This window comes from Acidipropionibacterium timonense (assembly GCF_900605005.1).
GTDB classification, from domain to species: Bacteria; Actinomycetota; Actinomycetes; order Propionibacteriales; family Propionibacteriaceae; genus Cutibacterium; species Cutibacterium timonense.
The window spans coordinates 1,875,690-1,900,229 of the sequence record NZ_LR027558.1 but is presented as its reverse complement, the minus strand read 5'-3'; the positions used below and the strand labels follow the sequence as shown (position 1 = coordinate 1,900,229).

The window sequence follows — 24,540 nt, the reverse complement described above, 5'->3', positions numbered from 1 at the left end:
CGGGGGCCAACCGTGCCACATTGCGTCAGGAGGGGCGCCGGTGATGAGGCGACGGTGAACCGCGAGAGGGTCCGTGGCCTGCCGGCGGGGGAGGTCCGGCACACGACGTCTTGGAGAGGGTGGCCAGCAGTCCCTACGCTGGGATCTGTGAGAACGGCTCGACACCACGACGACGCGGAGGGTGACAGTACCGCCCCGGACCGACCGGGGGTGAGGCATGTCTGAGGTCACGACGAACATCCTCCTGGTCCTCGTCTTCATCCTCATCGGGGGAGTCTTCGCGGCCGCCGAGATCTCCCTGGTCAGCCTGCGCGAGACCCAGGTCAAGCAGCTCATCGCGTCCCGGGGCAGCCGGGGGCGGGCCATCGAGAAGCTCACGAGCAACCCCAACCGCTTCCTCTCGGCGGTCCAGATCGGCGTGACCCTGTCCGGCTTCCTCTCGGCAGCCTTCGGAGCCGCGACCCTGTCGACCCACCTGGCCCCGGTCTTCGTGCGTCACGGCATGTCGTCAGGCCTGGCCAGCACCCTCTCCCTCGTGCTCATCACGATCGTCATCTCGTACTTCTCGATCGTCCTGGGGGAGCTCACCTCCAAGCGCCTGGCCATGCAGCGAGCCGAGTCCTTCGCGCTGGCCCTGGGCCCCCTGGTCAACGGGATCGCCTCGGCCTTCCGCCCGATCATCTGGTTCCTCGGCGTCTCCACGGACTTCCTCGTGCGTATCCTCGGCGGCGACCCGCACGCAGCCCGCGAGGAGGTCACCGATGAGGAGCTCCGTTCCATGGTGTCCGCCTCGGTCACCCTCGGTGACGAGGAACGTCACATCCTCGACGACGTCTTCGACGCCGGCCAGAAGTCACTGCGCGAGGTCATGGTTCCGCGCACCGAGGTCGACTTCCTCGCCGGGGACCTCACCGCATCCCAGGCCGCCCAGGTGGTCCGCGACGGATCACACTCGCGCTATCCGGTGACCGAGGGCACGGCCGATCACATCCTCGGCTTCGTCCACGTCCGTGACCTCCTCGACCTCGACCCGGCCGAGCGTCACGCCAAGGTCGCCCAGTTGGTGCGCCCCGTCCTCTCCCTGCCCGATTCGGTCAAGGTGCTGCGAGCCATGACCGAGATGCGCCGGGCCCGGTCCCACCTGGCCATCGTCCTCGACGAGTACGGCGGCACCGCCGGCATCGTCACCCTCGAGGACATCGTCGAGGAGATCGTCGGCGACATCACCGACGAGTACGACACCGTCGAACCCTCGGACGCCATGCACGCCCGGCTGCGTGACATCGACGGCCTCATGACGCTCGAGGAGTTCGCCGACAAGGTCGGACTCATCCTGCCCGAGGGTCCCTACGACACCGTCGCCGGGTACTTCATGGCCCAGACCGGTGAGGTGCCCACGAAGGGCGCGCAGATCCGCCGTCACCTCGAGGCGGTCGACGCCCCCGAGGACGAGGACGCCGTCGACGAGCCCAATGTCGAACTGACCGTCATCGAGCTGGACGGACGGCGCGCGGCCTGGTTGCGACTGCGTCGACTCGACGGAGCCGCCATGGTGGGGCAGGTGCCGGCGGTGACCGCCCGCCAGGGTCAGGAACCCCACCCCGGCAGCCCCGCCGGAGCCGCCCCATGACGGCCGATCCGGACGGCTCGGTGCTGCTGACGACCTCGGCCGTGGGTGGACTGCTCGAGGCGGCCATCGACCACGCCGGGGGACGTCTGGCGTCATGGCGGATCTCCCATGTCGACGCCAACCCCGGTCAGTCGACGACCGCCACCTACCGCGCCCGCGTCGACTGGCCCTACGGACAGCGCACCGAACTGCTCGGTGTCTCTGCCCGCGTGGCCGGCCCGGCGACCGCCGACGCCGCCGCACAGATCTTCGCCGACGGGGATCGCCGGGTCGCGGTGTGGCTCTACCCGGACGACCCCGACCTGCCCGCCCTGCCGACCGCGACCTATCCCGACCGGCTGGCGGAGTTCCTCACCCGGATCGACGCCGTCGGGCGGCCGCTGGGTCCGTCCGGCCTCACCGTGTCGATGATCGGCTACCGGCCCCGACGCCGCGCCGTCCTGCGCGTCCAGGTGAGACGCCCCCGTGTCGCCTTCTACATCAAGGTCGTGCGGCCCAGGGCCCTCGACGACATCGTCGAACGCCACCTCCTGCTGGCTCGTGCCGGACTGCCGGTGCCCGACGTCGCGGGGTCGCGACCGGACGGGCTCGTCGTCCTGTCCGAGCGGCCGGGGGTTCCGCTGTCGGAGGCCGTCTTCGACCCCGAGCCGCCGTGCACGGCCGATGACCTCATCGACCTGCTCGACGCCATGCCGGCGCAGGTCGCCGACCTGCCGCGCCGCGCCCCGTGGTCGGCGTCGGTGAGCCACTACGCGTCCATCGTCGCGTCGACCCTGCCCGATGAGGGCGACCGTCTCACCGGGCTGGCGGGGGCCATCGAGGCCGGTCTGGACGGGATCGACTCGGGCCGGGAGCCGACCCACGGGGACTTCCACGAGGGGCAGCTGCACGTCGGGCACGGCAGGATCGTCGGGCTGCTCGACATCGACACCGTCGGCCCCGGCCGCCGGGCCGATGATCTGGCCTGCCTCGTGGCGCACCTGTCGTCGGTGCAGCACATGGACCCCAGCCAGGCGGCGCGGGTGCACTCCCTGCTGGCGCAGTGGGTCCCGGTCTTCGACGAGCGGGTCGACCCGGTGGAGCTGCGACTGCGGGCGGCGGCCGTGCTCATCTCCTTGGCGACCGGCCCGTACCGTTGTCAGGACCCGGACTGGCAAGAGTCGACCCGACATCTGATCGACGGCGCCCAGGCCCTCGTCGACCAGGTCAGGTGAGACACACCGCCTTCGTGGGCGGCCCCAAGGTGTCCTACAGGCCACGAGCGCGTTACAGTTTGTGGGCCCGATGGAGGAGCCCCTTCCTGCGGGCGCCCCCTCCACCGTGTCGACCTGCTCCAGGAGGCAGTTCGTGAACAAGAAGTATCTCGCCATCCCGGCCATCATGTCGGCGCTGGCCCTGTCCCTGTCGGCCTGCGCCCAGGCGCCGGGCAATGACACCGCGTCCTCGGCCTCGGCCAGCTCGACGTCGAGCGCCATGTCGTCGTCCAGCGGTGCCGGCGCCGCCAACGGTTCCTTCAAGGCCTGCATGGTCTCCGACTCCGCCGGCTTCACCGACAAGTCCTTCAACCAGACCTCCCTGGCCGGCCTCGAGAAGGCCGTCGCCGACCTCAAGATCGACTCGGCCAAGGTCGAGTCCAAGGACGACAAGGACTATGCCGTCAACCTCAAGTCGATGGTCGACGCCAAGTGCAACATCGTCGTCGCCGTCGGCTTCCTCCTCGAGAACGCCACCGTCGCCACGGCCAAGGCCAATCCCGACGTGAAGTTCGCCATCGTCGACGACCAGCCGCAGAACGCCCCGTCGAACCTCAAGCCGCTGGTGTTCAACACCGCCCAGTCCTCCTTCGAGGCCGGCTACCTGGCTGCCGCTCTCACCAAGACCGGCAAGGTCGGCACCTACGGCGGCATGAAGATCCCCACCGTGACGATCTTCATGGACGGCTTCGCCCAGGGCGTCGAGTACTACAACCAGCAGAAGAAGAAGTCGGTCCAGGTGCTCGGCTGGGACGCGAAGAAGCAGGACGGCCAGTTCGTCCCGCAGCCCAACCCGTTCCAGAACGTCGCCGGCGGCAAGACCACCGCCCAGACGCTCATCAACCAGGGCGCCGACATCATCTTCCCGGTCGCCGGCAACGCCGGCAACGGTGCCCTCCAGGTCGTCAAGTCGAGCAACGGCAAGGCCAACGCCATCTGGGTGGACGCCGACGGGTGTAACACCCAGCCGACCTACTGCAGCAACATCATCACCAGCGTCTACAAGGGCATGGACGTCGCCGTGTACGACGCCATCAAGGCCGCCAAGGACGGGTCCTTCTCGAACACCCCGTACGTCGGCTCCCTCAAGGACAAGGGCACCGGCATCTCGCCGTTCCACGAGTTCGACTCGAAGGTCCCGGCCGACGTCAAGGCCGACCTCAAGACCATCGAGTCCGACATCGCCTCCGGCAAGATCACCATCACCTCGACGGCCCAGCCGAAGTGATCGTCGTGTCGGTCCCCGGTTCGCTGACCGGGGGCCGACGGATTCGGAATCATCCCTCACGGCGCGCCGACGACCCCGGCCGGGGCTGTCGGCGCGCCGTGGCCTGAGGGGAGCCGATGGCTCCCGACGTGGAAGGATCAGCCCATGTCCACTGCTCCCGACGAGGCCGCCCCGGGCCAGGCGCCCATCGCAGACGAGATGAGCGCGCCGCCGGCCGAGAAGGGCCTGTCCCTGCGCGGCATCACCAAGCGCTTCGGCACCCTCACCGCCAACGACCACATCGACCTCGACGTCGTGCCGGGCCGGATCCACTGCCTGCTCGGGGAGAACGGCGCCGGCAAGTCGACCCTCATGAACATCCTCTACGGGCTGCTCGAGTCCGATGAGGGTGCGGTGTACATCGACGGCGTCGAGCAGCACTTCGCCAACCCGAAGCAGGCCATGGCAGCCGGCATCGGCATGGTCCACCAGCACTTCATGCTCGTCGACGTCTTCACGGTCGCCGAGAACATCATCCTCGGCCGCGAGGAGTCCACGGCCGGTGTCCTGTCGATGGGGCGGGCCCGGCGCAAGGTGCGGCAGTTGTCCGACCGCTACCACCTCAAGGTCGACCCCGACTCGGTCGTCGAGAACCTGCCGGTCGGCGTCCAGCAGCGGGTCGAGATCCTCAAGTCGCTGGCCAACGACGCCAAGTACCTCATCTTCGACGAGCCCACCGCCGTGCTCACCCCCCAGGAGATCGACGAGCTCATGGAGGTCATGAAGGCCCTGCGCGACGAGGGTCGGGCGATCGTCTTCATCACCCACAAGCTGCGTGAGGTCAAGGCCATCGCCGACGACATCACCGTGGTGCGTCGTGGGCGGATCGTCGGTCAGGCCAGGCCGGACGAGTCGGAGGGGGAGCTCGCCGAGATGATGGTGGGCCGTGCCGTCCAGCTCGTCGTCGACAAGGACGAGCCACAGGTCACCAAGCCCCGCCTCCAGGTGGAGCACCTCACCGTGGCCGACGACACCGGCGCCGTCGTCGTCGACGACGTCTCCTTCGAGGTCAGGGGTGGCGAGATCCTCTGCATCGCCGGTGTCCAGGGCAATGGTCAGACCGAACTGTCCCAGGCACTCCTCGGCACCATGGCGCCGAGCCGGGGCACGGTCCGCATCGACGACCACGAGACCACCGGCATCGCCCCGGCCCGGACCATCGAGGCCGGCCTGGGGTTCGTCCCCGAGGACCGACAGCGCGACGGCTTCGTCGGGGCGTTCACCGTGGCCGAGAACCTCGTCCTCAACCACGTCGGCCAGTACACCCGGCGCGGGAACCTCCAACTCGCGCGGATCCGGAGGAACGCCCGTGACCGCGTCGAGGAGTTCGACATCCGCACTCCCTCGATCGACCTTCCGGTGGCCTCCCTGTCCGGCGGCAACCAGCAGAAGGTCGTCCTGGCCCGCGAGCTGTCCCGCCCGCTGAGCGTGCTCGTCGCCTCCCAGCCGACCCGCGGGGTCGACGTCGGCGCCATCGAGTTCCTGCACAGGCGCATCGTCGCCGAGCGGGACAAGGGCACCGCCGTCCTCATCGTCTCGACCGAACTCGATGAGATCGAGGCCCTCGCCGATCGCATAGCCGTCATGTACCGAGGTCGGATCGTCGGGATCGTCCCGGCCGGTACCCCGCGCGACGTCCTTGGTCTCATGATGGCCGGGTTCGGTGTCGAGGAGGCCCGGGCGGCCGTGGCGCAACCCGATGACGGGCCGGCAGCCCGGGACCACACGAAGGAGGCACAGCGATGACCGGCGTCCCCACCCCTGGCGCCCAGCCTGAGAAGGCTCCGGAGACGCAGCCTGAGAAGGCTCCGGAGGCCCAGCCTGAGAAGGCTCCGGAGACGCAGCCCGAGAAGGCCGTGACCGACGACCCCACCACCCCCGTGCGCACCCACGAGGCCGCCGCCCTCCAGGAACAGCGTGCCCGCCTCGGCTTCCCATGGAACGAGGTCTGGGTGACCCTCGGCGCCTTCGTCCTGGCCTTCGTCGTCTCGGCGATCATCATGGTCGTCTCGGACCCGACGATCGGCAAGGAATGGAGCTACCTCTTCTCCCGGCCGGACGCCCTCACCGACTCGTGGTCGAAGATCTCCGCCGCCTACGTCGCCCTCTTCGAGGGGGCCTTCGGGTCGTGGACGGCGATCACGGCGACGACGGCCCAGGCGGCCCCGCTCATCTGCGCCGGTCTGGCCATCGGCCTGGGCTTCAAGGCCGGCCTGTTCAACATCGGCGGCCAGGGTCAGGCCATCGCCGGGGCGACCCTGGCGGCCTGGGTCGGGTTCAACTTCCACGCCCTGCCCCTGGTGCTCCACCTCACCCTGGCGGTCATCGCCGGGTTCGTCGGCGGAGCCGTCTGGGGCGGGATCGCCGGCGTCCTCAAGGCCCGCGCCGGGGCCAACGAGGTCATCGTCACCATCATGCTCAACTACATCGCCAGCGGGTCCTTGGCCTGGCTGCTGACGACGAAGGCCTTCCAGATGCCCGGACGGACCGATCCCATCGCCCCGGTGGTCGACTGGAACGCGACCTTCCCGCGGCTGGCCGGGTCGCAGCTGCACCTGGGGTTCTTCCTGGCCCTGCTCGTCGCGGCGGCGACGTGGTGGCTCCTCGAGCGCACCCGACTGGGTTTCCAGATCAAGGCGGTCGGCACCAATCCGCACGCCTCGGCGACCGCCGGCATGCACACCGGCACGATCGTCGCGACGACGATGATCATCTCCGGCGGTCTGGCCGGTCTGGCCGGCGTCGAGGTGGCCCTCGGCCCGATCTCCGGGGCGACGCCCACCCAGTTGTCCATCGGCCTGGTGGGCACCATCGGGTTCGACGCCATCACCGTGGCCCTGCTCGGTCGATCCAATCCCTTCGGGATCGTCCTGGCCGGCCTCTTCTGGGGCGCCATGAACCAAGGCGGCCTGCGCATGCAGGCCCTGGCCCAGACCTCCCTCGACCTCGTGAGCGTCATCCAGGCGGTCATCGTCATGTTCGTGGCGGCGCCGATGCTCGTCAAGACGATCCTGCCGTTCCTGCGAACCCGCCGTGACCGGCGTCGAGGTTCCGCCAGCGCGACCGCCCCGACCACCCCGCACACAGGAGCACTGGCATGACGACTCCCAGGATTCCTCGTCCGACGACGACCGACCCCGACCAGGCCGGGCTGGCCGTTCCCGAACCGGGCGCGACCCCCGCCGAGACGGTCGGCTCCATGACGTCCGACCCCGCCGAGATCGAACTGGCCCACGTCGAGTCCCGCGAGGCCCGCACCCACCGCATCTCCACCTCGGTGCTCATCGGCATCATGGCGGTCATCCTGCTGTGGCTGGTGACGCGCACCCACGGCACCGCGCACTTCTCGTTCGCCGACGCCCTGGCCACCCAGAGCCTGGGCACCCTCTCGCTGCCCGGGTTCCCGGTCGTCCTCGCCAGCGGGCTGGCCTGCGCCGCCGGGGCCGCACTGTTCTTCCTCGGCAGGTCTCGCAAGGCCTTCTCGACCACCGGGGGCATTCTCGCCGGGCTGGCCGTCATCGTCGGCTTCCTCACCTGGGCCGCGGCCGGCGCCAGCCTGCCCTTCCAGGTGTCCAGCCAGTTCCAGGGCACCATCTCCCTGGCCACGCCGCTGGTGCTCGGTGCCCTGTGCGGCGTCATGTGCGAGCGGTCCGGTGTCGTCAACGTCGCCATCGAGGGGGAGATGCTCACCGCGGCCTTCGCCGCGGCGCTCGTCGGGTCGGTGACCCACTCGATCACCGCCGCGCTCGTCGCGGCCGTCATCGCGGCGATCCTCATGGCCGCCCTGCTCGCGGTGTTCACCATCAAGTACCTCGTCGACGAGGTCGTCATGGGCGTCGTCGTCAACCTCTTCGCCACCGGCCTCACGGGCTTCCTCTTCAATCAGCTGCTGTCGCCGGAGGCCGAGAAGTTCAACTCCGCGCCGATCATGGAGCCCATCGCCCTGCCCGGGCTGTCGCGGATTCCCTTCCTCGGGCCGATCCTCTTCGACCAGACGATCCTCGTGTACATCGGCTTCCTGTGCATCCCGCTCGTGTGGTTCCTGCTGTGGCGCACCCGCTGGGGGCTGCGCGTCCGGTCCGTGGGGGAGCACCCCGAGGCGGCCGACACCGTCGGCATCTCGGTGACGGCGACGAGGTGGTCGGCGGTGCTCGTCGGCGGTGTCTTCGCCGGTCTGGGTGGCGCCTACTTCACCATCGGCACCGTGGGGTCCTTCTCCAAGGACATCACCGTGGGCAACGGCTTCATCGCCCTGGCGGCCCTCATCATGGGTCGCTGGAAGCCGGGCCTGGCTGCTGTCATGGCGCTGTTCTTCAGTTTCGTCACGCAGCTGGCCACCGAGCTCGGACCGCTGGGCACCCCGATGCCGAGCCAGTTCCTCCTCCTGCTGCCCTATGTCGCGACGATCGTCGCGGTCGCCGGACTCGTCGGCAAGGTCCGGGCTCCGGCGGCCGACGGCACCCCCTTCATCAAGGACTGAGATGGACGTCGACTGGCAGAGACTGCACGACGTCGCCCTGGCCATGACGGCGCGCGCCTACGTCCCCTACTCGCACTACCGGGTGGGGGCGGCGGCCCTCGTCGACGACGGGCGGATCGTCAGCGGATGCAATGTGGAGAATGCCGGGTACGGGGTGACCCTGTGCGCCGAGTGCGGCGTCATCAGCGACCACATTGCAGCAGGGGGTGGGCGGCTCGTCGCCTTCACCTGCGTCAATGAGCAGGGGGAGCCGATCATGCCGTGTGGTCGGTGTCGCCAGCTGTTGTGGGAGCACGGTGGCCCGGATCTGCTGGTGCGCACCCCACTGGGGGTGCGGACCATGGACGAGGTGCTTCCGCAGGCCTTCGACGTCTCCGACATCGAGAGGACGACGTCATGATCGTCGCGGCGGCTGACGGGTCGAGCCTCGACAACCCGGGGCCGGCGGGCTGGGCCTGGTACGTCGATGACCACCGTTGGGCGGCCGGCGGATGGCCGCGCGGGACGAACAACATGGGCGAGCTCATGGCGGTCCTCGACCTGCTGCGCTCGACCGCCGACCTCGACGAGCCCCTGACGATCCTGTGCGACTCCCAGTACGCCATCAACTGCTGCACCAAGTGGCTGCCGGGGTGGAAGCGCAAGGGGTGGCGCAAGGCCGACGGCAAGCCGGTGCTCAACCGCGACCTGCTCGAGCAGATCGACGGCCAGCTGCGTGGTCGGAAGGTCTCCTTCGAGTGGGTCAAGGGCCACGCCGGACACGCCTTGAACGAGGCTGCCGACACGCGGGCCCGCGCCGCAGCGACCGCTTTCCGGGACGGCACGCCGGTCGATCGGGGCCCCGGCATGGGCGGGTCGGACGCCGTCGACGACTCTCCCCGGGCTGCGCCCCGGGGTGAGCCCGAGCGGGCCGAGCCCGCCCAGTCCGAACTCTTCGACCTGCCCGAGACTCCCGCCAGCCCCGACCAGGTCCTCACCGCCGAACTGGTCCGACTCGAGCGTCGACTCGTCGACCCCGATCCGGCTGCTCGACGCGCTGCATATCTCGAGTTGCTCGATGACGGGTTCGTCGAGCACGGGGCCAGTGGAAGAATGTGGACCAAGGGTCGGATGCTCGCCGAGTTCGACGCGACCGAACTCCCCAGGAGGGTCGGCATCGAGATCCTGGGGCTCCTCCGGCTGTCCGACGACGCCGTCATCCTCCGGTGGAGGTCGAGGTCAGGGGCTCGGATCGCGTTGCGGGTCTCCGTGTGGGGACGACGTCAGGGCGGTTGGAGGCTGTTGTTCCATCAGGGTACCCTCGTTCGCGAGGGCGGGACATACCGATGATTCAGATATTCGACATCTGACGTCCAGCGTCCCGTCACCGAATGGAGGTGACCTGACATGGAACCGCGTCCGATGTCGAGGCGGGCGCTCCTCGCCGGTGCCGCGACGATCCCGTTGGCCGGATGCGCCGAGGTCGCGCCCGGAGGCGGTGGGTCGCCGGGCGAGGGAGCCGGGAGGCCCGAGCGCCGCACCAGTCCCTCGGCGAGGGGATCCCGGTCGGCGACGGCGTCACCCAGCTCGTCGGTTCCCACGGCGGACGACTGGGAACCGGTGCGTCGGCACTGGGACGGCGTGACCCTCGAACGGTTCACAGGTACCGTCCAGCACCTCTTCCTCCACCAGATGATCCCGTTCCCCGAGGTGGCCTTCGCGTCCCGGGAGGGGCAGGACTTCGACGACTGGTACCTCACCAAGGACGAGGTGCTCCGGCTGCTCGACCATCTGCGCGCCCGACGGTACATCCTCGTCGATCTGGCCGACTGCTTCGTGCGTGACGGTCGTTCGGTCGTGCCCAACCCGGACCTGCGCGTCCCCCGGGGACATCGGCCACTCGTCCTGTCGATCGACGACCTCAGCTTCAACCGGTTCCTTCTCGGCAAGGGGTTCATGGACCGCATCGTCGTCGACCGCACCGGGCATCTCTCGTGCGTCGGCACCGACCCGCGGACCGGTCGGGCCCTCGAGGACCCCACGAACTGCATTGTCAGCCACCTGGACCAGTACCTGCGCCGCCACCCCGAGTTCAGTCTGGGCGGGGCGGCGGGCACTCTGGCCCTCACCGGGTACGAGGGAGTGCTCGGTTACCGGACCGACCGCCACGAACACGACCGAGCCGCACAACAGGCCGCCGCCAGACCGGTCATCGCCCTCATGAAGCGTCGAGGGTGGACCTTCGCCAGCCACTCCTACGGTCACATCGACCTGGGATCCACGACGATGACGCCTCGGTGGGTGGCCGACGACACGGCGAAGTGGCTGCGTGAGGCCGGTGACCTCCTCGGCCCCACGAAGCTGTACATCACCCCGTTCGGGGCGATGGCCGATCCTGCGGGCCCGATCATGAAGGTCATCCTGGACGCCGGCTTCGACGTCATCTGCGACGTGTCGGACCGTACCGCCGTCGTGCGACACCCCGAGCGGGGGTTCCTCGTCCAGAGCCGCCTCCACGTCGACGGCTACGGCATGAGGCACACGCCGCAGATCTACCGCGACTTCTTCGACGTCGAGGCGGTGTTCGACCATCGGCACCGGCTGCCGCGGTGGGGCCGGCGGCACCTGTGAGCGCAGGGCGGATCGGGAGGTCGCAGCGGGCTGACCCTGTCATGAGGCCGCCGCTGTGGTCGATAGACTCGGACCCATGTGTGCCAACGTTCTCGCCGCCGTCGCGTGGCCCTATGCCAATGGGCCCCGACACATCGGCCATGTCTCCGGATTCGGTGTCCCCTCCGACGTCTTCGCCCGCTTCATGCGCATGTCGGGGCACCGGGTCCTCATGGTCTCCGGCTCGGACTGCCACGGCACCGCCATCTCGGTCAAGGCCGATCAGGAGGGGCTGACGGCCCAGCAGTGCGCCGAGAAGTACCACCGGATCATCGCCTCCGACCTCCAGGGCCTCGGGCTGTCGTACGACCTCTACACCTCAACGATGACCGAGAACCACGCCGAGGTCACCCAGGAGATCTTCCGCACCCTGTACAGGAACGGGTACCTCGTCAAGCAGTCCGAGATGGGCGCCTTCGAGCCGTCCACCGGTCGCACCCTGCCGGACCGCTACATCGAGGGCACCTGCCCGGTGTGCGGCTATGACGACGCCCGCGGCGACCAGTGCGACAACTGCGGCCGCCAGCTCGACCCGGCCGACCTCATCGATCCGAGGTCGAAGACGACCGGCGCAACTCCGCAGTTCCGCACCACCGAGCACTTCTTCCTCGACCTGCCCGCCCTGGCCCAGTCGCTGACGACGTGGATCGACACCCGCACCGACTGGCGTCCCAATGTCCTCAAGTTCTCCCACAACCTCCTCGAGGAACTGCGGCCGAGAGCCATCACCCGCGACCTCGACTGGGGCATCCGGGTGCCGGTCGAAGGCTGGCAGGACAATCCCATGAAGTCGATCTACGTGTGGTTCGACGCCGTCATCGGGTACCTCTCGGCGTCGATCGAGTGGGCCCGACGCAGCGGCGATCCGGAGGCATGGAAGGACTTCTGGCAGGATCCCGAGGCGCTGTCGTACTACTTCATGGGCAAGGACAACATCGTCTTCCACTCGGTCATCTGGCCCGGGATCCTCCTGGGGGTCAATGGTCAGGGCGACAAGGGCGGCGAGCCGTCCGAGGAGATCGGTGTGCTCGACCTTCCCACCGAGATCGTCTCCAGCGAGTTCCTCACCATGAGCGGCTCGAAGGTGTCGAACTCGCGCGGGGCGACAATCTTCGTCGGCGACTTCCTGCGCGACTTCGGGCCCGACGCCCTGCGCTACTTCATCGCCGTCGCCGGGCCCGAGAACCAGGACACCGACTTCACCTGGGACGAGTTCGTGCGCCGGGTGAACTTCGAGCTCGCCAATGAATGGGGCAACCTCGTCAACCGGTCGATCTCGATGGCTCACAAGAACGTCGGCGCCATCCCACAGGCGCACGATCTCACCGACGCCGACCGCGACCTGCTCGAGGCCTCGGCAGCCGCCTTCGACGAGGTCGGTGGGTCGCTCGAGCACGCTCGGTTCAAGGCCGCCATCACCGAGGTCATGAGGATCGTCGGCCTGGCGAACGCCTACATCAGCGCCCAGGAACCGTGGAAGCTCAAGGACGACCCGGACCGCCGCGACACGGTGCTGCACGTGGCCCTGCAGGTCGTCAGCGACTGCAACACCATGCTCACCCCGTTCATGCCGCATGCCGCCCAGAAGGTGTGGGAGGCGCTCGGTGGCGACGGTGTCTGGGCGGCCCAGCCGCAGCTGGTCGAGGTGGACGAGGGGTACCCGGTGCTCCAGGGTGACTACGCCTCCGAGCAGGCCAGGTGGGGTCGCGTCGAGGTGGAGGTGGGACGCCCGCTGGCCAAGCCCTCACCGATCTTCCGCAAGCTCGACCCCGAACTGGCCCAGACCGGTCCGGCCTGGGCGCCCATCAGTCAGGACTGAGCCGAACCGGTCGATTCGGGTCCGGCTCGCACGCACTCGCCCGCTGCCGGCCGTCTGCACCCCTGCACGGTCGGCTGTCGGCACGCCCCCGGTGACTGCAATGTGGCGCGGGAGGGCGTCGGGCGTCCGTGACGGGCGCCGCCCAGCCGAGAAGTGCCACATTGCAGCACGACGGCTCGGGTGCCGGGTCTCAGGCTCGCGCCCGGCGGTCCGCCCGCAGGACCATGAGCGACCCGACGAGACCGAGGACGAGGAAGGCCGCCGAAGCCGCGATGGACCAGGCCGAGGCATGGGCGAACCCGGATTCCAGGGCATCGAGCACCGCGCGGTACTGGGGCCCGAGCTGACGGCCCATCCCCGAGCTGGCGCCGCCGTCGCGCAGCGCAAGGATGAGTGACCCGGCCGAGCTCTTCGTGCCCGAGACGAGTTGGTCGGCCACCGCCGCCGGTAGGTGCCCGACGGCATCGAGGGCACGCGGCAGGGACGTCGTCATCGCCGCCGCCAGGGCGGACCCGGCGATGGCCGAACCCACCGCCGAGCCGAGCTGACGGAAGGTCGACTGGGTCGCCGATCCGGCGCCCGACAGGTCCTCGGGGATGTCGTGGAGCACCGTGCTCGTCAGCTGGGCGCTGGCCAGGCCGAGACCGACGCCGTACACGACCAGCGCCGCGATGAGGGCCCACAGTGACCACCGTGCCGCGACGACCCCGGCCAGGGCGCCGACCCCGAGCACCTCCAGCCCCAGGCCGAGCACGACCACGCCGGCGGCGCCGATCCGCGCGGCCAGGTGCCGGGCCGATGCCCCCGACATGAAGGCGCCCAGGGCCATCCCGGCCAGGACGAAGCCGGTGACGACCGTCGACAGCCCACGGGCGTTGACGAGGAAGAGCGGCAGGGTGAACATGAGTGAGAACTCACCGATCGCCACCGTCGCGGCGGTGACATTGCCCCAGGTGAAGGTCGAGACCCGGAAGAGCGTGAGGTCGAGCAGGGCGTCCCGCCCCACCCTCGCCCGATGCCCCTCCCACAGGACGAACAGCACGACGAAGACCGCTCCCAGGCCGATCGCCACCGGCACCGGCGACAGGGTCCAGCTCGACGGCCATGACAGCGCACCCACCGACAGCTCACCGGTGCGATGCCACCAGCCCAGGGAGGTGGCCTCGATGAGCCCGAAGACGATGAGCCCGAACCCGATCGCCGAGGTGAGCAGGCCGTCGACATCGACCCCCTTGAGGGCCGCGCGCCCCTTGGTCTGGGGCACCCAGGCCGCGATGCCTGCCAGGACGAGTGCCCCCAGCGGCAGGTTGACCCAGAAGATCCATCGCCATGACGCGTACTGGGTGAGCAGCCCACCGGCCAGCGGGCCGAGGGCTGCCATCCCGCTCATGACGGCCCCCCAGATGCCGAAGGCCGCGGCGCGGTCACGTCCCTGGAACAGGGAATTGACGCTCGACAGCGTGGCCGGCAGGACGAGTGCCCCACCGACACCCTGGACGGCCCGCGCCCCGATGAGGGTCCCGGCACCGGCGGCGAGCGCAGCCAGGAGCGACCCGGCGACGAAGAGCACGACCCCGACCGCGAAGGTGGTCCGACGCCCGATGCGGTCGCCGAGGCGTCCGGCGCCCAGCAGCAGCGCCGCGAAGATGACGTTGTAGAGGGCGTTGACCCACTGCGCGTCGGTGAGGTCCAGGTGCAGCGACCCGATCATCGTCGGCAGGGCGACCCCGACGATCGTCCCGTCGAGGATGATCATCGACAGCCCGGCGGCCAGCACGGCCAAGGCCTTCCAGCGGCCGGGAAAGGGAACCCCGACGGTCGGGGTGGAGGGCGAGTGTGTCACGACGGTCCTTTCGACACTCCCGACGCTACGGGCCGCCGGTGGGCCTCCACATCATCCAAATGGTTGATCGGTACCCATCGCCTCGAGCGCGACCCGGGTGGCCGTCCCCATGCTCATCGGCCGGAATCCCAGGGCGACCGCCCGCGATCGCAGGCTCGGCTCGCGGGCCCGTAGCTCGAGTCCCCGTCGGACGAGGACCGACGGAGCCTTCCGGTGCTGGCGCAGGTCGCGGACCAGACGCCGTGCGAAGTTCACCTCGCGGGGTCGGTCGAGCCAGATCGGGACGACGTCGAGGCCGGCGTCACGGCAGGGGGCGAGCAGGTCGGTGGCGAAGATCCCCTCGGCGACGAGGGCCCTGGCCTGCCCGAGGTCGACGACGTGGGTGCCGTCGGCCCGGGACCGGGACAGGTCGTATCGCGGTGTCACGGCCCGACCGGTGGTGGCCAGGGTGTGCAGGGCCTCGACCGCCGCCCCGAGGTTCCAGGTGCGCACGTCGTCCCAGTCGATCCGTCCGTGCTGGCGGGGCAGTCCGGGCTCCGAACCGTCCCGGTAGAAGTCATCGAGCCGCAGTTGCGGCAGCGAGGTCGTGCGGACGAGCCGTGACTTGCCCGACCCGGACGGTCCGGCCAGAAGGATGATGGTGCGCGCCACGGCGGGAGAGTCTAGCGGTCGGGCCGGACCGGCAGTGCGCCCCGCGCCCCGGGGCGCGGCTCGGGGGCCGGATCACCAGCCTCCGCCGCCACCCCCGCCGAAGCCGCCGCCCCCGGAGAAACCGGATCCCGAGCTGCTCGTCGACGAGGTCGCCGCCGACTCGAGGGATGAGGTCATGGCCGAGGTCATGGTGTCCATCGACGAGGCGAATCCACCGAGGTCGCCCATGGCGTAGCCGGTCCAGTAGCCGCCGTACCAGCTGTAGTCGGGCTCGTAGACGCCGCGCGCCTGGAGGTCCTGGAACACCTTGACCCACCGCTCGGTGACGCCGAAGATGACCGCCCAGGGCAGGTACCGGCTGAAGACGTCGATCCCCTCCTCGAACCTGATCTGGTCGGCCTCGGCCGTCGTGAGGTACTTGCGGAACGACCTCACCTGGTCGTTGGCGGCCGTGCCCAGGGCGGTGCGGCCGGGGGAGCGAAGAACGGCGAGGGCGGCGTACACGAGGGCCCCCAGGACGATGGGGACGGCCACCAGTCCCCAGCCCGCGAGGGCGCAGGCGACGGTGACGATCGCGGCCAGGGCCAGGACCCCCACCGCACGAAACACCGAGAGGGCGCGCAGCATCGACGGCTGCCGCTTGTACCAGCCCCGTTCGTGGGTGAGGGCGTCGAGGCGCGTGCGCGTCGGGCCGAGGATGTCGAGGTCCTTGGTCTTGCGCAGATGGGCGGTCGACTGGCTCGAGCCGGACTCGAAGAACGCGTCGAGCAGTTCGGACTCCCACGGCCGGAGCGGTTCGGTGCACTCGGGACGCCGGGTGAACTCCCAGTCCTCGGTGCGGCCCTTGCGGTCCTGGCCGACCGGCGTGATGACGAGGTGGCCGCGCACGGCCAGATCGAGGATTCCCGCGGTGACGTCGCCGTTGTCGGCCGAGCCGTCGACGATGACACCGGCCTCCGCCGGGGACATGCCCTGAGGCGGGCGGAAGGAGACGGCCACCTCGGGTTCCCGGACGCGGCGTCGGGTGGTGCGTTGGCCCTCCGGCGGGACGACGCCCGGTGCGACCCCGGCGAACTCCTCGTCCCGGCCCATGCGACGAAGGCTCCACAACACGGCGAGGACGGCGAGCAGCCCCGTTCCCACGGTGCCGGCTCCGGTGGCCGCCGACAGACCGAAGGTGTTGCCCAGGTGGTACCGCTTGGTGAGGGTCGGGGCCGCCTTCGAGGTGAACGTTCCTGCGGGGTACCCGGCGACGATCTGGACGGGCTTGTGCCGGGCGACCGAACCCACCGAGTAGGTGATGGTCCGGCCGTCGGCGGACGCCGAGCAGGTCCGGCCGCTGGTGTAGCAGGCGGTGCGGGTGGCGTCGGCAGGCCCGGTGAGGGTGACCTTGACGGCGTCCATGGGGACGTCGAAGTTGTCGAAGACCCTCCAGTTCACCTCGTCGAGGTGGCTCTTCTCGTTGTTGAGCGAGATGAGTCCGTGGACGGTGAAGGTGAGGGTGTACCGCTGGACCCCGGTGAAGGTCCGTCCGTTGCGTCCCAGCCGCACGAGGACCGCGCCCTCGTTGCGCTCGGTCTTGACGGTGGCGTCGGCGCCGGTCGAGCTCGTCGCCCGGAAGCCGGTGAACGACAGCCGGCGCCAGTGGTCGGGATCGTCGGTGAGTCCCTGACGCTCGGTGAAGGTGAGGTACGGGCCGTGCCTGGAGTGGTTGGCGAAGTCGAAGGCCATGTCCACGGTGACGTTCGCGTCCCCGTCCCGGTCGACGTCGGCCTTGACGACGTACTCCTTGATCCGCCATTCGCTGGGGGTCTTGTCGTCGGCCCGGGCGGCAGTCGCCGGGACGAGACAGATGAGCGTGACCAGCAGGGCCAGCAGTCCGGCGAGCCGGCGACGATGGTCACGCGTGCCGCCGGCCTGCCGGGACCGACGCCTGGGCCGGGGAAGGGGGAAGGACGATCTCATGGAGAAAGGCTACCGGGCAGGGGTCCACGACCTCCTGCCCGGCTCGGTGGCGCCTCCGGGTCGAATCCGGGATCAGCCGAGTCCCAGAGCGGTCGCCAGCTCCTGGCGCAGGGTCACCATCTCGTCGTCCAGGCGTGTCTTCGTGCCAGCCAGGTCCTCGGATGATTCCTCGGCGCTGGCACGCACCTCGAGGTACACCTTGAGCTTCGGCTCGGTGCCCGAGGGGCGGGCGACGACGTGCACGTGTTCGCCGCTGAGCTCGATGGCGTTCTGCGGGGGCAGCCCGGAGCCGTTGTCGGCGGCCAGCAGGTCGCGCACCGTCACCGGCTGGCCCAGCAGCTGCGCCGGTGGCTCGGCGCGCAGTCGGTCCATGGCGCCCGAGATGATCGACATGTCGGTGACCCGCACCGCCAGTTGCGAGGTGCGGTGCAGTCCGTGGGTGCGCCAGATGTCGTCGAGCCGGTCGGCGACCGTCCGGCCCTCGGACCGCAGCCTGCCGACGAGCTGGAGGATCGTCGCCAGGGCGGTGATGCCGTCCTTGTCGGGGACGTGCGAGGGGTCGCAGCAGTAGCCGATGGCCTCCTCGTAGCCGAAGACGAGCCCGGGGACCCGGCCGATCCACTTGAACCCGGTGAGCGTCGTCCGGTGTTCCTGCCCCGCGGCCCTCGCCAGGGTCGCCAGGGCCGTCGAGGAGACGATGGAGTTGGCGTAGACGCCGTGCACCCCGCGACGCAGGGCGTCGTCACCCAGGAGGGTGCCGAGCTCGTCGCCGGTGAGCATGCGCCACTGGCCGTCGATGACGGCGGCCATTGCGCAGCGGTCGGCGTCGGGGTCGGAGGCGATGATGACATCGGCGTCCTTCCGGCGGGCCAGGTCGAGGGCCAGGTCGAGGGCCCCGGGCTCCTCCGGGTTGGGGAAGGAGACGGTGGGGAAGTCGGGGTCGGGGTCGAGCTGCTCGGCGACGCCGACGAAATCGGGCAGTCCGGCCCGCTCGACGAGACGCCGGACGACCCGCGTCCCCACCCCGTGCATGGCGGTGTACACCCAGGTGACGTCGTGAGGCACCTGCCCGGCGAGCTCGGCCGCCCGGGCGACGTAGGCGTCGATGAGCTCGTCGCCGATGAGTTCGATGTCGTCGCCCCGGGGGATGAGGCTCACCGGCTGCTGGGCGACGGTGGCGATGTGCGCGGCGATCTCGGTGTCGGTGGGTGGCACGATCTGCGAACCGTCGCCCAGGTACACCTTGTAGCCGTTGTCGGCCGGCGGGTTGTGCGAGGCCGTGACCATGACCCCGGCGATGGCCCCGTGGTGGCCGATCCCGAAGGCGGTGACCGGGGTGGGGACGGGGGAATCGGCCAGGAGGGCGTGGAACCCGGCTCCGGCCATGATCTCGGCCGTGTCGCGGGCGAAGACGTCGGAGTTGTGGCGGGCGTCGAAACCGATGACGACCGAGCCGGACTCGTGGCCGTGCTCGCGCAGCCAGGCGGCGAACCCGGCGGCTGCCTGCTGGACGACGACCCGGTTCATCCGCGCCGGTCCGGGGCCGAGAGCGGCGCGCAGGCCGGCGGTGCCGAAGGTGAGCGGGCCGGCGAAGGCGGCCTCGATGGCGTCCACCGCCTCCTCCTCTCCGGCCCGGGCCCGCTCGAGGAGGGTCGACAGCTCGGCCCGGGTGGCCTCGTCCGGATCCTGGGCGAGCCAGCGTTCGACCTCGGTGATCCTGGCAGGGTTCAGTGCCCGCGCAGGGTTCGGGGACGGGGTGGGGCTCGGGGGCATGTGGGTGGTCCTTTCGGGGTGGGGTGTGGGTCGGCTCACAGGGCCGCGACGATGCGGGAGAGCAGATCGGCCAGTCGCGGCGCGGCCGCCTTCCCGGCGGCGATGACCTCGGCATGGTCGAGGGGGTCGGGGCTCACGCCGGCCGCATGGTTGGTCACCAGGGACAGGCCGAGCAGGTCGAGACCGGCCTCGCGGGCAGCGATGGCCTCCAGGGCGGTCGACATCCCGACGAGATCGGCACCCATGACGCCGGCCATCCGCACCTCGGCGGGGGTCTCGTAGGCGGGCCCGTGGAACTGGGCGTACACCCCGGTGGGGATCTCGGGGTCGATCCGGTGGACGAGGTCGAGGAGAGCGGGCGTCCACGTCGTCGACATGTCGATGAAGGTCGGCCCGACCAGGGGCGTCGTGCCGGTGAGGTTGATGTGGTCGCGGATGGCGACGACGGTGCCCGGGCCCCAGCGTCGGTCCAGGCCGCCGCAGCCGTTGGTGAGGACGAGCGTCGTGACCCCCAGGGCGGCGACGGTGCGCACGCCGTGGACCACCGGGGCGACACCGCGGCCCTCGTACAGGTGCGTCCGTCCGGTGAGGACCAGGGCGGTCCTCCCGGAGGCCAACCGGATGACGAGGAGGTCGCCACCGTGACCGGCGACGACGGGGGCGCTGAACCCGGGGATCTGCTCGAGCGGAACGGTCGACAGCACCTCGCCGAGTCGGGTGGCGCCACTCGACCAGCCCGAGCCGAGGACGAGGGCGACGTCGGCGTGGTCGACACCGGTGCGGTCGGTGATGGTGGCGGCGGCCGTCCTGGCGGCCTGGACGGGGTCGGTGAGCAGCTCATCGGTCATGGGTGCCACTGTAGAGGTACGGCGAACGTGGCCAGGTTTCGGGGAGCAGTTGCCCGCCCCCGAGAAGCTGTGGGCAGGGCGGTCGATCTGACACAATGCCCCCGTGACGTCAATGGTGATCATCGGTGGTGGACCCGGCGGCTACGAGGCCGCCCTCGTCGCGGCGACCTACGGGGTGGACGTGACCCTCGTCGAGGAGGTCGGGCCGGGCGGTTCGGCGGTCCTCACCGACTGCGTGCCGTCGAAGACCCTCATCGCGACCGCCGAGGTCATGTCGACCATGCGCAGTGCCTGCGAGCTGGGTATCCGCGCGCGTGGTGCCGGGGCCGACCCCGCCGAGGCCTTCGAGGTCGATCTCGAGGTCGTCAACCGGCGGGTCCTCGACCTCGCCCGGGCCCAGTCGCGGGACATCACCGAGCGGCTGCAGGCCCTGGGGGTCCGGCTCGTCCAGGGCCGCGGGGAGCTCGTCGACGCCCGCACCGTGCGGGTCACCGGGGCCGAGTCGGGGGTGTTCGCCGCCGACCTCGTCCTCGTGGCCACCGGCACCACGCCGCGCGAGCTGCCGGCGGCCCGCTGCGACGGGGAGCGGATCCTCAACTGGAAGCAGCTCTACGGACTCACCGAGCTGCCCGAGCACCTCGTCGTCGTCGGTTCGGGCGTCACCGGGGCCGAGTTCGCCTCCGCCTACGACGCCCTCGGCTGCCGGGTCACCCTCGTCTCCTCCCGCGACCAGGTGCTCCCGGGGGAGGACGCCGACGCCGGAGCCGTCCTCCAGGCCGTCTTCGAGTCGAGGGGCATGACGATCCTCTCGCGGTCCAGGGCGGTCTCGGCCACCCGGCACGGTGACGAGGTCGTCGTCGGCCTCGAGGACGGACGCACCGTCACCGGGTCGCACTGCCTCATGGCGGTCGGCTCGACGCCGAACACCACCGGCCTGGGACTGGAGAACGCCGGGGTGGCCCTGGGTGATCGCGGCCACGTCCTCGTCGACCGGGTGTCGCGCACGAGCGCTCCGGGGGTGTACGCCGCCGGTGACTGCACCGGGGTGTTCGCCCTGGCCTCGGTGGCCGCCATGCAGGGCCGGATCGCCGTGTGGCACGCCCTGGGTCAGGCCGTCCAGCCGCTCGACCTGCGATTGGTCGCCTCCAACGTCTTCACCGCCCCCGAGATCGCCACGGTCGGCGTCACCCAGCGGGCCGTCGACGCCGGCAAGGTGCCGGCTCGGGTCGTGACGATGCCGCTGGCGACCAATCCGCGGGCCAAGATGCAGGGAGTGCGCGACGGTTTCGTCAAGCTCTTCTGCCGACCCGCCACCGGCAACATCATCGGTGGGGTCGTCGTGGCTCCCCGGGCCTCCGAGCTCATCCACCCGGTGTCCATCGCGGTGGCCGAGCGGATCCCGGTCGACGCCTTCCAGCACGACTTCACCGTCTACCCGTCGATGTCGGGGTCGATGTCGGAGGCGGCGCGACGCCTCGAGGCGCTCATCTCCCGCGACGGGGACTGAGGCCGGATCAGGGGCCGAATGGGCCGTCGTCGAAGAGTGCCCCGAAGAGTCCCAGCCCCAGCGCCCCCAACCCGCCGATGGCCAGGCCGGTGACGACCGGATTCGTCTCGTAGCGGCGGGAGTAGCCCTGGATCCACGGGGCGTAGTCCTGACCCGCCTGCCAGTACGGCACCTGGCTGCCGTTGACGGCGACGGTCCGGATCCACGGCGAGCGGCCCTGCTGGACACGGGTGGCGTCGGCCTGGCACGCCGGCACCTTGCGGGCGACGCCGCCGTCGGGGGCCCACATGATGTCGGTGGTCGAGGGGCCGTGGGCCGGGTCGAAGAAGCACGGGGGACGCATCTGCGGCACCGGCTGGCCAGCCGCCCGCGCCTTGACACAGGCGATGGCGTGGCGTCCCTCCTCGAGGGCCTCGGTGACGAGGGTCACCTGGCCGGTGCCCTTGTCCTGGGCCAGCAGGGTCTTGGCGCGGTCGTAGCAGTCCAGGGCGTGCGACCAGTCCTGACGGGCCTCGTCGGACAGCTCCGAGCCCGCCACCTCGAGGTCCAGCTGGCGCAGCGCCTCGCCGAAGGAGGTGACGTCGTCCTCCGCGGCCCCCCGGATGCGGTTCACCTGGGCCTCGATCGCCTTCGCCCGCTCGGCCTCGAGGGCGCGTGCCTGGTGCTGGGATCGGGACAGGGCCGAGAAGGTCGTCACTGCCCCCAGCACGAAGAGTGCGAGGATGAGGAACTGGCCCAACATGAACGGCATGAAACCACTATGCCGCCCGGGGGGAGGGGCCTCAACTCGCGGTCAGCGATCGGAGCGATGACACAGGGACATCACAGGATCGAGGGACGGGCGGGCCTCCGCGGACCCTGCTCGAGGACCCCGGGTCCGCGAGCAGGGGTGCGCTGGGTCAGGACGGGTCGGTGATCTCGCAGATGACCTCGCCGGAGGCGACAGTCGTGCCCGGCTCGGCGATGAGGTTGCGGATGATGCCGGCCCGGTGCGCGACCAGGGGCTGCTCCATCTTCATGGCCTCGAGAACGACGATCTGGTCTCCCTCGGAGACCTCCTCGCCCTCGACGACGCTCACCTTGACGATGGTGCCCTGCATGGGGCTGGCCAGGGCGTTGCCGGACGGCTGGGCGGGCCGATGCCCACCCCGGGAGCGCTTCGTCGGCCGCTTCGAGCGGGTCGTCGACCCCTGCCGCGGGGCCTGGAGGGAGGCGGGCAGGCGCACCTCGACCCGCTTGCCGTTGACCTCGACGACGACCGTGCGCGGGGGGTCGGTCTCCTCGGGGTTGCCCAGATCTCCGGTGTAGGAGTCGATCTCGTTGCGGAAATCGGTCTCGATCCAGTCGGTGAAGACGCCGAAGGTGCCGTCCTCGGCGGTGAAGGCCGGCTCGCGGACGACGACCCGGTCGAAGGGGATGACGGTGGGCATGCCCTCGATGACCATCTCGTCGAGGGCGCGGCGGGCACGCTCGATGGCCTGCGCGCGGTCGGCGCCGGTGACGATGAGCTTGCCGATGAGCGAGTCGAAGGCTCCCGGCACCGTCATGCCGGCGTGGTAGCCCTCGTCGACCCGCACTCCGGGGCCCGTCGGCGGCAGCCAGGCGGTGAGGGTGCCCGGGGCGGGCATGAAGCCCAGTCCGGGGTCCTCGGCGTTGATCCGGAACTCGATGGAGTGCCCACGCAGCTGCGGGTCACGGTCCTCGAGGTGACCGCCCTGCGCGACGTGGAACATGAGCCGCACGAGGTCGACGCCGGCGACCTCCTCGGACACCGGGTGCTCCACCTGGAGCCGGGTGTTGACCTCGAGGAAGCTGATCGTGCCGTCCTGGCCCACAAGGAACTCACAGGTGCCCGCGCCGACGTATCCGGCCTCCTTGAGGATGGCCTTGGAGGAGGAGTAGAGCCGATCGATCTGCTCCTGGCTGAGGAACGGGGCCGGGGCCTCCTCGACGAGCTTCTGGTGGCGCCGCTGGAGGGAGCAGTCGCGGGTCGAGATGATCTGGACGACGCCGTACTGGTCGGCGACACACTGGGTCTCGACGTGGCGCGGGCGGTCGAGGTAGCGCTCGACGAAGCACTCGCCGCGCCCGAACGCGGTGACGGCCTCGCGGACCGCCGACTCGTAGAGCTCGGCGACCTCGTCCATCCGCCGGGCCACCTTGAGGCCTCGTCCGCCACCGCCGAAGGCAGCCTTGATGGCGATGGGCAGGCCGTGCTCTCGGGCGAAGGCGACGACCTCGTCGGCGTCGGCCACGGGATCGGGGGTGCCGGGGACGAGGGGAGCGCCGACCTTCTGGGCGATGTGGCGGGCCTGCACCTTGTCGCCGAGGGATCGGATGGCCTCCGGCGGCGGCCCCACCCAGATGATGCCGGCGTCGATGACGGCCTGGGCGAAGTCGGCGTTCTCGGAGAGGAATCCGTAGCCGGGATGGATCGCGTCGACCTCGGCGCGACGAGCGATGTCGAGGATCTTCTCGACGTCGAGGTAGGTCTGGGCGGGGGTCGTGCCGTTGAGCGCGTAGGCCTCGTCCGCGAGCTTGACGAAGAGGCTCTCGGAATCGGAGTCGGCGTAGACGGCGACCGAGGTGATCCCGCAGTCCTTGGCGGCGCGGATCACCCGCACCGCGATCTCGCCCCGGTTCGCGATGAGCACGCGTCGAATGGTCCTGGCCACCATGCCTCCATCTCCCGGAATGTCGCGGGTTGGTCCCCTGCCCGATCAGTCTATGGGCTGGGTGACGGCAATGTGGCGCAAGTCGGGGTGTGAACGTCGCGAACTCGGGTCGGGGCGGATCCGGTGCCACATTGCGGTCATGGGGTGCGGACAGGGTGGCGCAGGACCGGACGCTGGCCG

18 protein-coding genes are annotated in these 24,540 nt (G+C 70.3%); 11 read left to right on the top strand and 7 right to left on the bottom strand.

Annotated features, from left to right (window positions below; all coding sequences use genetic code 11):
• The first annotated feature begins 217 nt into the window (after positions 1–217).
• The 10 genes from E0E30_RS09000 to metG all read left to right on the top strand — a co-directional run bounded on the left by E0E30_RS09000 (position 218) and on the right by metG (position 13,098).
• Positions 218–1,630: a hemolysin family protein gene (locus E0E30_RS09000; protein ID WP_130865977.1), complete on the top strand. Its 1,413-nt coding sequence runs from the start codon at positions 218–220 to the stop codon at positions 1,628–1,630.
• Complete coding sequence (locus E0E30_RS08995) at positions 1,627–2,844, top strand: phosphotransferase (RefSeq protein WP_130865976.1); 1,218 nt, start codon at positions 1,627–1,629, stop codon at positions 2,842–2,844. Before E0E30_RS09000 ends, E0E30_RS08995 begins: the two co-directional genes overlap by 4 nt.
• Positions 2,845–2,977: 133 nt before the next feature.
• Entirely contained in the window at positions 2,978–4,111 is a 1,134-nt protein-coding gene (locus E0E30_RS08990; protein ID WP_210115810.1) for a BMP family lipoprotein, read from the top strand.
• Positions 4,112–4,255: 144 nt separating this feature from the next.
• A complete protein-coding gene (locus E0E30_RS08985; RefSeq protein WP_411913999.1) occupies positions 4,256–5,896 on the top strand; it encodes an ABC transporter ATP-binding protein in 1,641 nt (546 codons plus the stop codon).
• Complete coding sequence (locus tag E0E30_RS08980; protein ID WP_130865975.1) at positions 5,893–7,251, top strand: ABC transporter permease; 1,359 nt, start codon at positions 5,893–5,895, stop codon at positions 7,249–7,251. The genes E0E30_RS08985 and E0E30_RS08980 overlap by 4 nt, the downstream gene beginning before the upstream one ends.
• Before the next feature lie 98 nt (positions 7,252–7,349).
• The gene (locus E0E30_RS08975; RefSeq protein ID WP_411914028.1) at positions 7,350–8,630 is read left to right on the top strand and encodes an ABC transporter permease; all 1,281 of its coding nucleotides are present in this window, start codon (positions 7,350–7,352) and stop codon (positions 8,628–8,630) included.
• A 1-nt stretch (position 8,631) separates the two neighbouring features.
• Positions 8,632–9,030, top strand: coding sequence for a cytidine deaminase (locus E0E30_RS08970; protein WP_130865973.1), 399 nt, complete (start codon positions 8,632–8,634; stop codon positions 9,028–9,030).
• The gene (locus tag E0E30_RS08965; RefSeq protein ID WP_130865972.1) at positions 9,027–9,959 is read left to right on the top strand and encodes an RNase H family protein; all 933 of its coding nucleotides are present in this window, start codon (positions 9,027–9,029) and stop codon (positions 9,957–9,959) included. The genes E0E30_RS08970 and E0E30_RS08965 overlap by 4 nt, the downstream gene beginning before the upstream one ends.
• Positions 9,960–10,016: 57 nt before the next feature.
• Positions 10,017–11,240: a polysaccharide deacetylase family protein gene (locus E0E30_RS08960; RefSeq protein WP_130865971.1), complete on the top strand. Its 1,224-nt coding sequence runs from the start codon at positions 10,017–10,019 to the stop codon at positions 11,238–11,240.
• A gap of 76 nt (positions 11,241–11,316) precedes the next feature.
• A complete protein-coding gene (gene metG, locus E0E30_RS08955) occupies positions 11,317–13,098 on the top strand; it encodes a methionine--tRNA ligase (RefSeq protein WP_130865970.1) in 1,782 nt (593 codons plus the stop codon).
• Positions 13,099–13,288: 190 nt separating this feature from the next.
• Here metG and E0E30_RS08950 read toward each other — a convergent pair whose 3' ends face one another.
• The 5 genes from E0E30_RS08950 to E0E30_RS08930 form a co-directional block, all read right to left on the bottom strand.
• Complete coding sequence (locus E0E30_RS08950; protein ID WP_245306557.1) at positions 13,289–14,941, bottom strand: MFS transporter; 1,653 nt, start codon at positions 14,939–14,941, stop codon at positions 13,289–13,291.
• 51 nt (positions 14,942–14,992) lie between these two features.
• Positions 14,993–15,592, bottom strand: a complete 600-nt coding sequence (locus E0E30_RS08945; RefSeq protein WP_130865969.1) for a uridine kinase family protein — start codon at positions 15,590–15,592, stop codon at positions 14,993–14,995.
• Positions 15,593–15,664: 72 nt separating this feature from the next.
• A complete protein-coding gene (locus tag E0E30_RS08940; protein WP_130865968.1) occupies positions 15,665–17,557 on the bottom strand; it encodes a DUF2207 domain-containing protein in 1,893 nt (630 codons plus the stop codon).
• 72 nt (positions 17,558–17,629) lie between these two features.
• On the bottom strand, positions 17,630–19,330 hold the full coding sequence (locus tag E0E30_RS08935) for a phospho-sugar mutase (RefSeq protein WP_130865967.1): 1,701 nt from the start codon (positions 19,328–19,330) through the stop codon (positions 17,630–17,632).
• A gap of 35 nt (positions 19,331–19,365) precedes the next feature.
• Positions 19,366–20,178 carry a purine-nucleoside phosphorylase gene (locus E0E30_RS08930; RefSeq protein ID WP_130865966.1) on the bottom strand — a complete coding sequence of 271 codons (813 nt, stop codon included), beginning with the start codon at positions 20,176–20,178 and terminating at the stop codon, positions 19,366–19,368.
• Positions 20,179–20,281: 103 nt separating this feature from the next.
• Here E0E30_RS08930 and E0E30_RS08925 point away from each other — a divergent pair, with 103 nt between their 5' ends.
• On the top strand, positions 20,282–21,685 hold the full coding sequence (locus tag E0E30_RS08925) for an NAD(P)H-quinone dehydrogenase (protein ID WP_130865965.1): 1,404 nt from the start codon (positions 20,282–20,284) through the stop codon (positions 21,683–21,685).
• Between the two features lie 7 nt (positions 21,686–21,692).
• Here E0E30_RS08925 and E0E30_RS08920 read toward each other — a convergent pair whose 3' ends face one another.
• On the bottom strand, positions 21,693–22,427 hold the full coding sequence (locus tag E0E30_RS08920) for a hypothetical protein (protein WP_130866828.1): 735 nt from the start codon (positions 22,425–22,427) through the stop codon (positions 21,693–21,695).
• 157 nt (positions 22,428–22,584) lie between these two features.
• Positions 22,585–24,360, bottom strand: a complete 1,776-nt coding sequence (locus E0E30_RS08915) for an acetyl/propionyl/methylcrotonyl-CoA carboxylase subunit alpha (RefSeq protein ID WP_130865964.1) — start codon at positions 24,358–24,360, stop codon at positions 22,585–22,587.
• Between the last annotated feature and the right edge of the window lie 180 nt (positions 24,361–24,540).

Bases quoted from the DNA above. Each gene is read 5' to 3' on its own strand.
- E0E30_RS08975 (WP_411914028.1), top strand. From the start codon at position 7,350: ATGACGTCCGACCCCGCCGAGATCGAACTGGCCCACGTCGAGTCCCGC.
- E0E30_RS08935 (WP_130865967.1), bottom strand. From the start codon at position 19,330: ATGCCCCCGAGCCCCACCCCGTCCCCGAACCCTGCGCGGGCACTGAAC.
- E0E30_RS08970 (WP_130865973.1), top strand. From the start codon at position 8,632: ATGGACGTCGACTGGCAGAGACTGCACGACGTCGCCCTGGCCATGACG.
- E0E30_RS08965 (WP_130865972.1), top strand. From the start codon at position 9,027: ATGATCGTCGCGGCGGCTGACGGGTCGAGCCTCGACAACCCGGGGCCG.
- E0E30_RS08985 (WP_411913999.1), top strand. From the start codon at position 4,256: ATGTCCACTGCTCCCGACGAGGCCGCCCCGGGCCAGGCGCCCATCGCA.
- E0E30_RS08930 (WP_130865966.1), bottom strand. From the start codon at position 20,178: ATGACCGATGAGCTGCTCACCGACCCCGTCCAGGCCGCCAGGACGGCC.
- E0E30_RS08980 (WP_130865975.1), top strand. From the start codon at position 5,893: ATGACCGGCGTCCCCACCCCTGGCGCCCAGCCTGAGAAGGCTCCGGAG.
- E0E30_RS08995 (WP_130865976.1), top strand. From the start codon at position 1,627: ATGACGGCCGATCCGGACGGCTCGGTGCTGCTGACGACCTCGGCCGTG.
- metG (WP_130865970.1), top strand. From the start codon at position 11,317: ATGTGTGCCAACGTTCTCGCCGCCGTCGCGTGGCCCTATGCCAATGGG.
- E0E30_RS08920 (WP_130866828.1), bottom strand. From the start codon at position 22,427: ATGTTGGGCCAGTTCCTCATCCTCGCACTCTTCGTGCTGGGGGCAGTG.
- E0E30_RS09000 (WP_130865977.1), top strand. From the start codon at position 218: ATGTCTGAGGTCACGACGAACATCCTCCTGGTCCTCGTCTTCATCCTC.
- E0E30_RS08960 (WP_130865971.1), top strand. From the start codon at position 10,017: ATGGAACCGCGTCCGATGTCGAGGCGGGCGCTCCTCGCCGGTGCCGCG.
- E0E30_RS08940 (WP_130865968.1), bottom strand. From the start codon at position 17,557: ATGAGATCGTCCTTCCCCCTTCCCCGGCCCAGGCGTCGGTCCCGGCAG.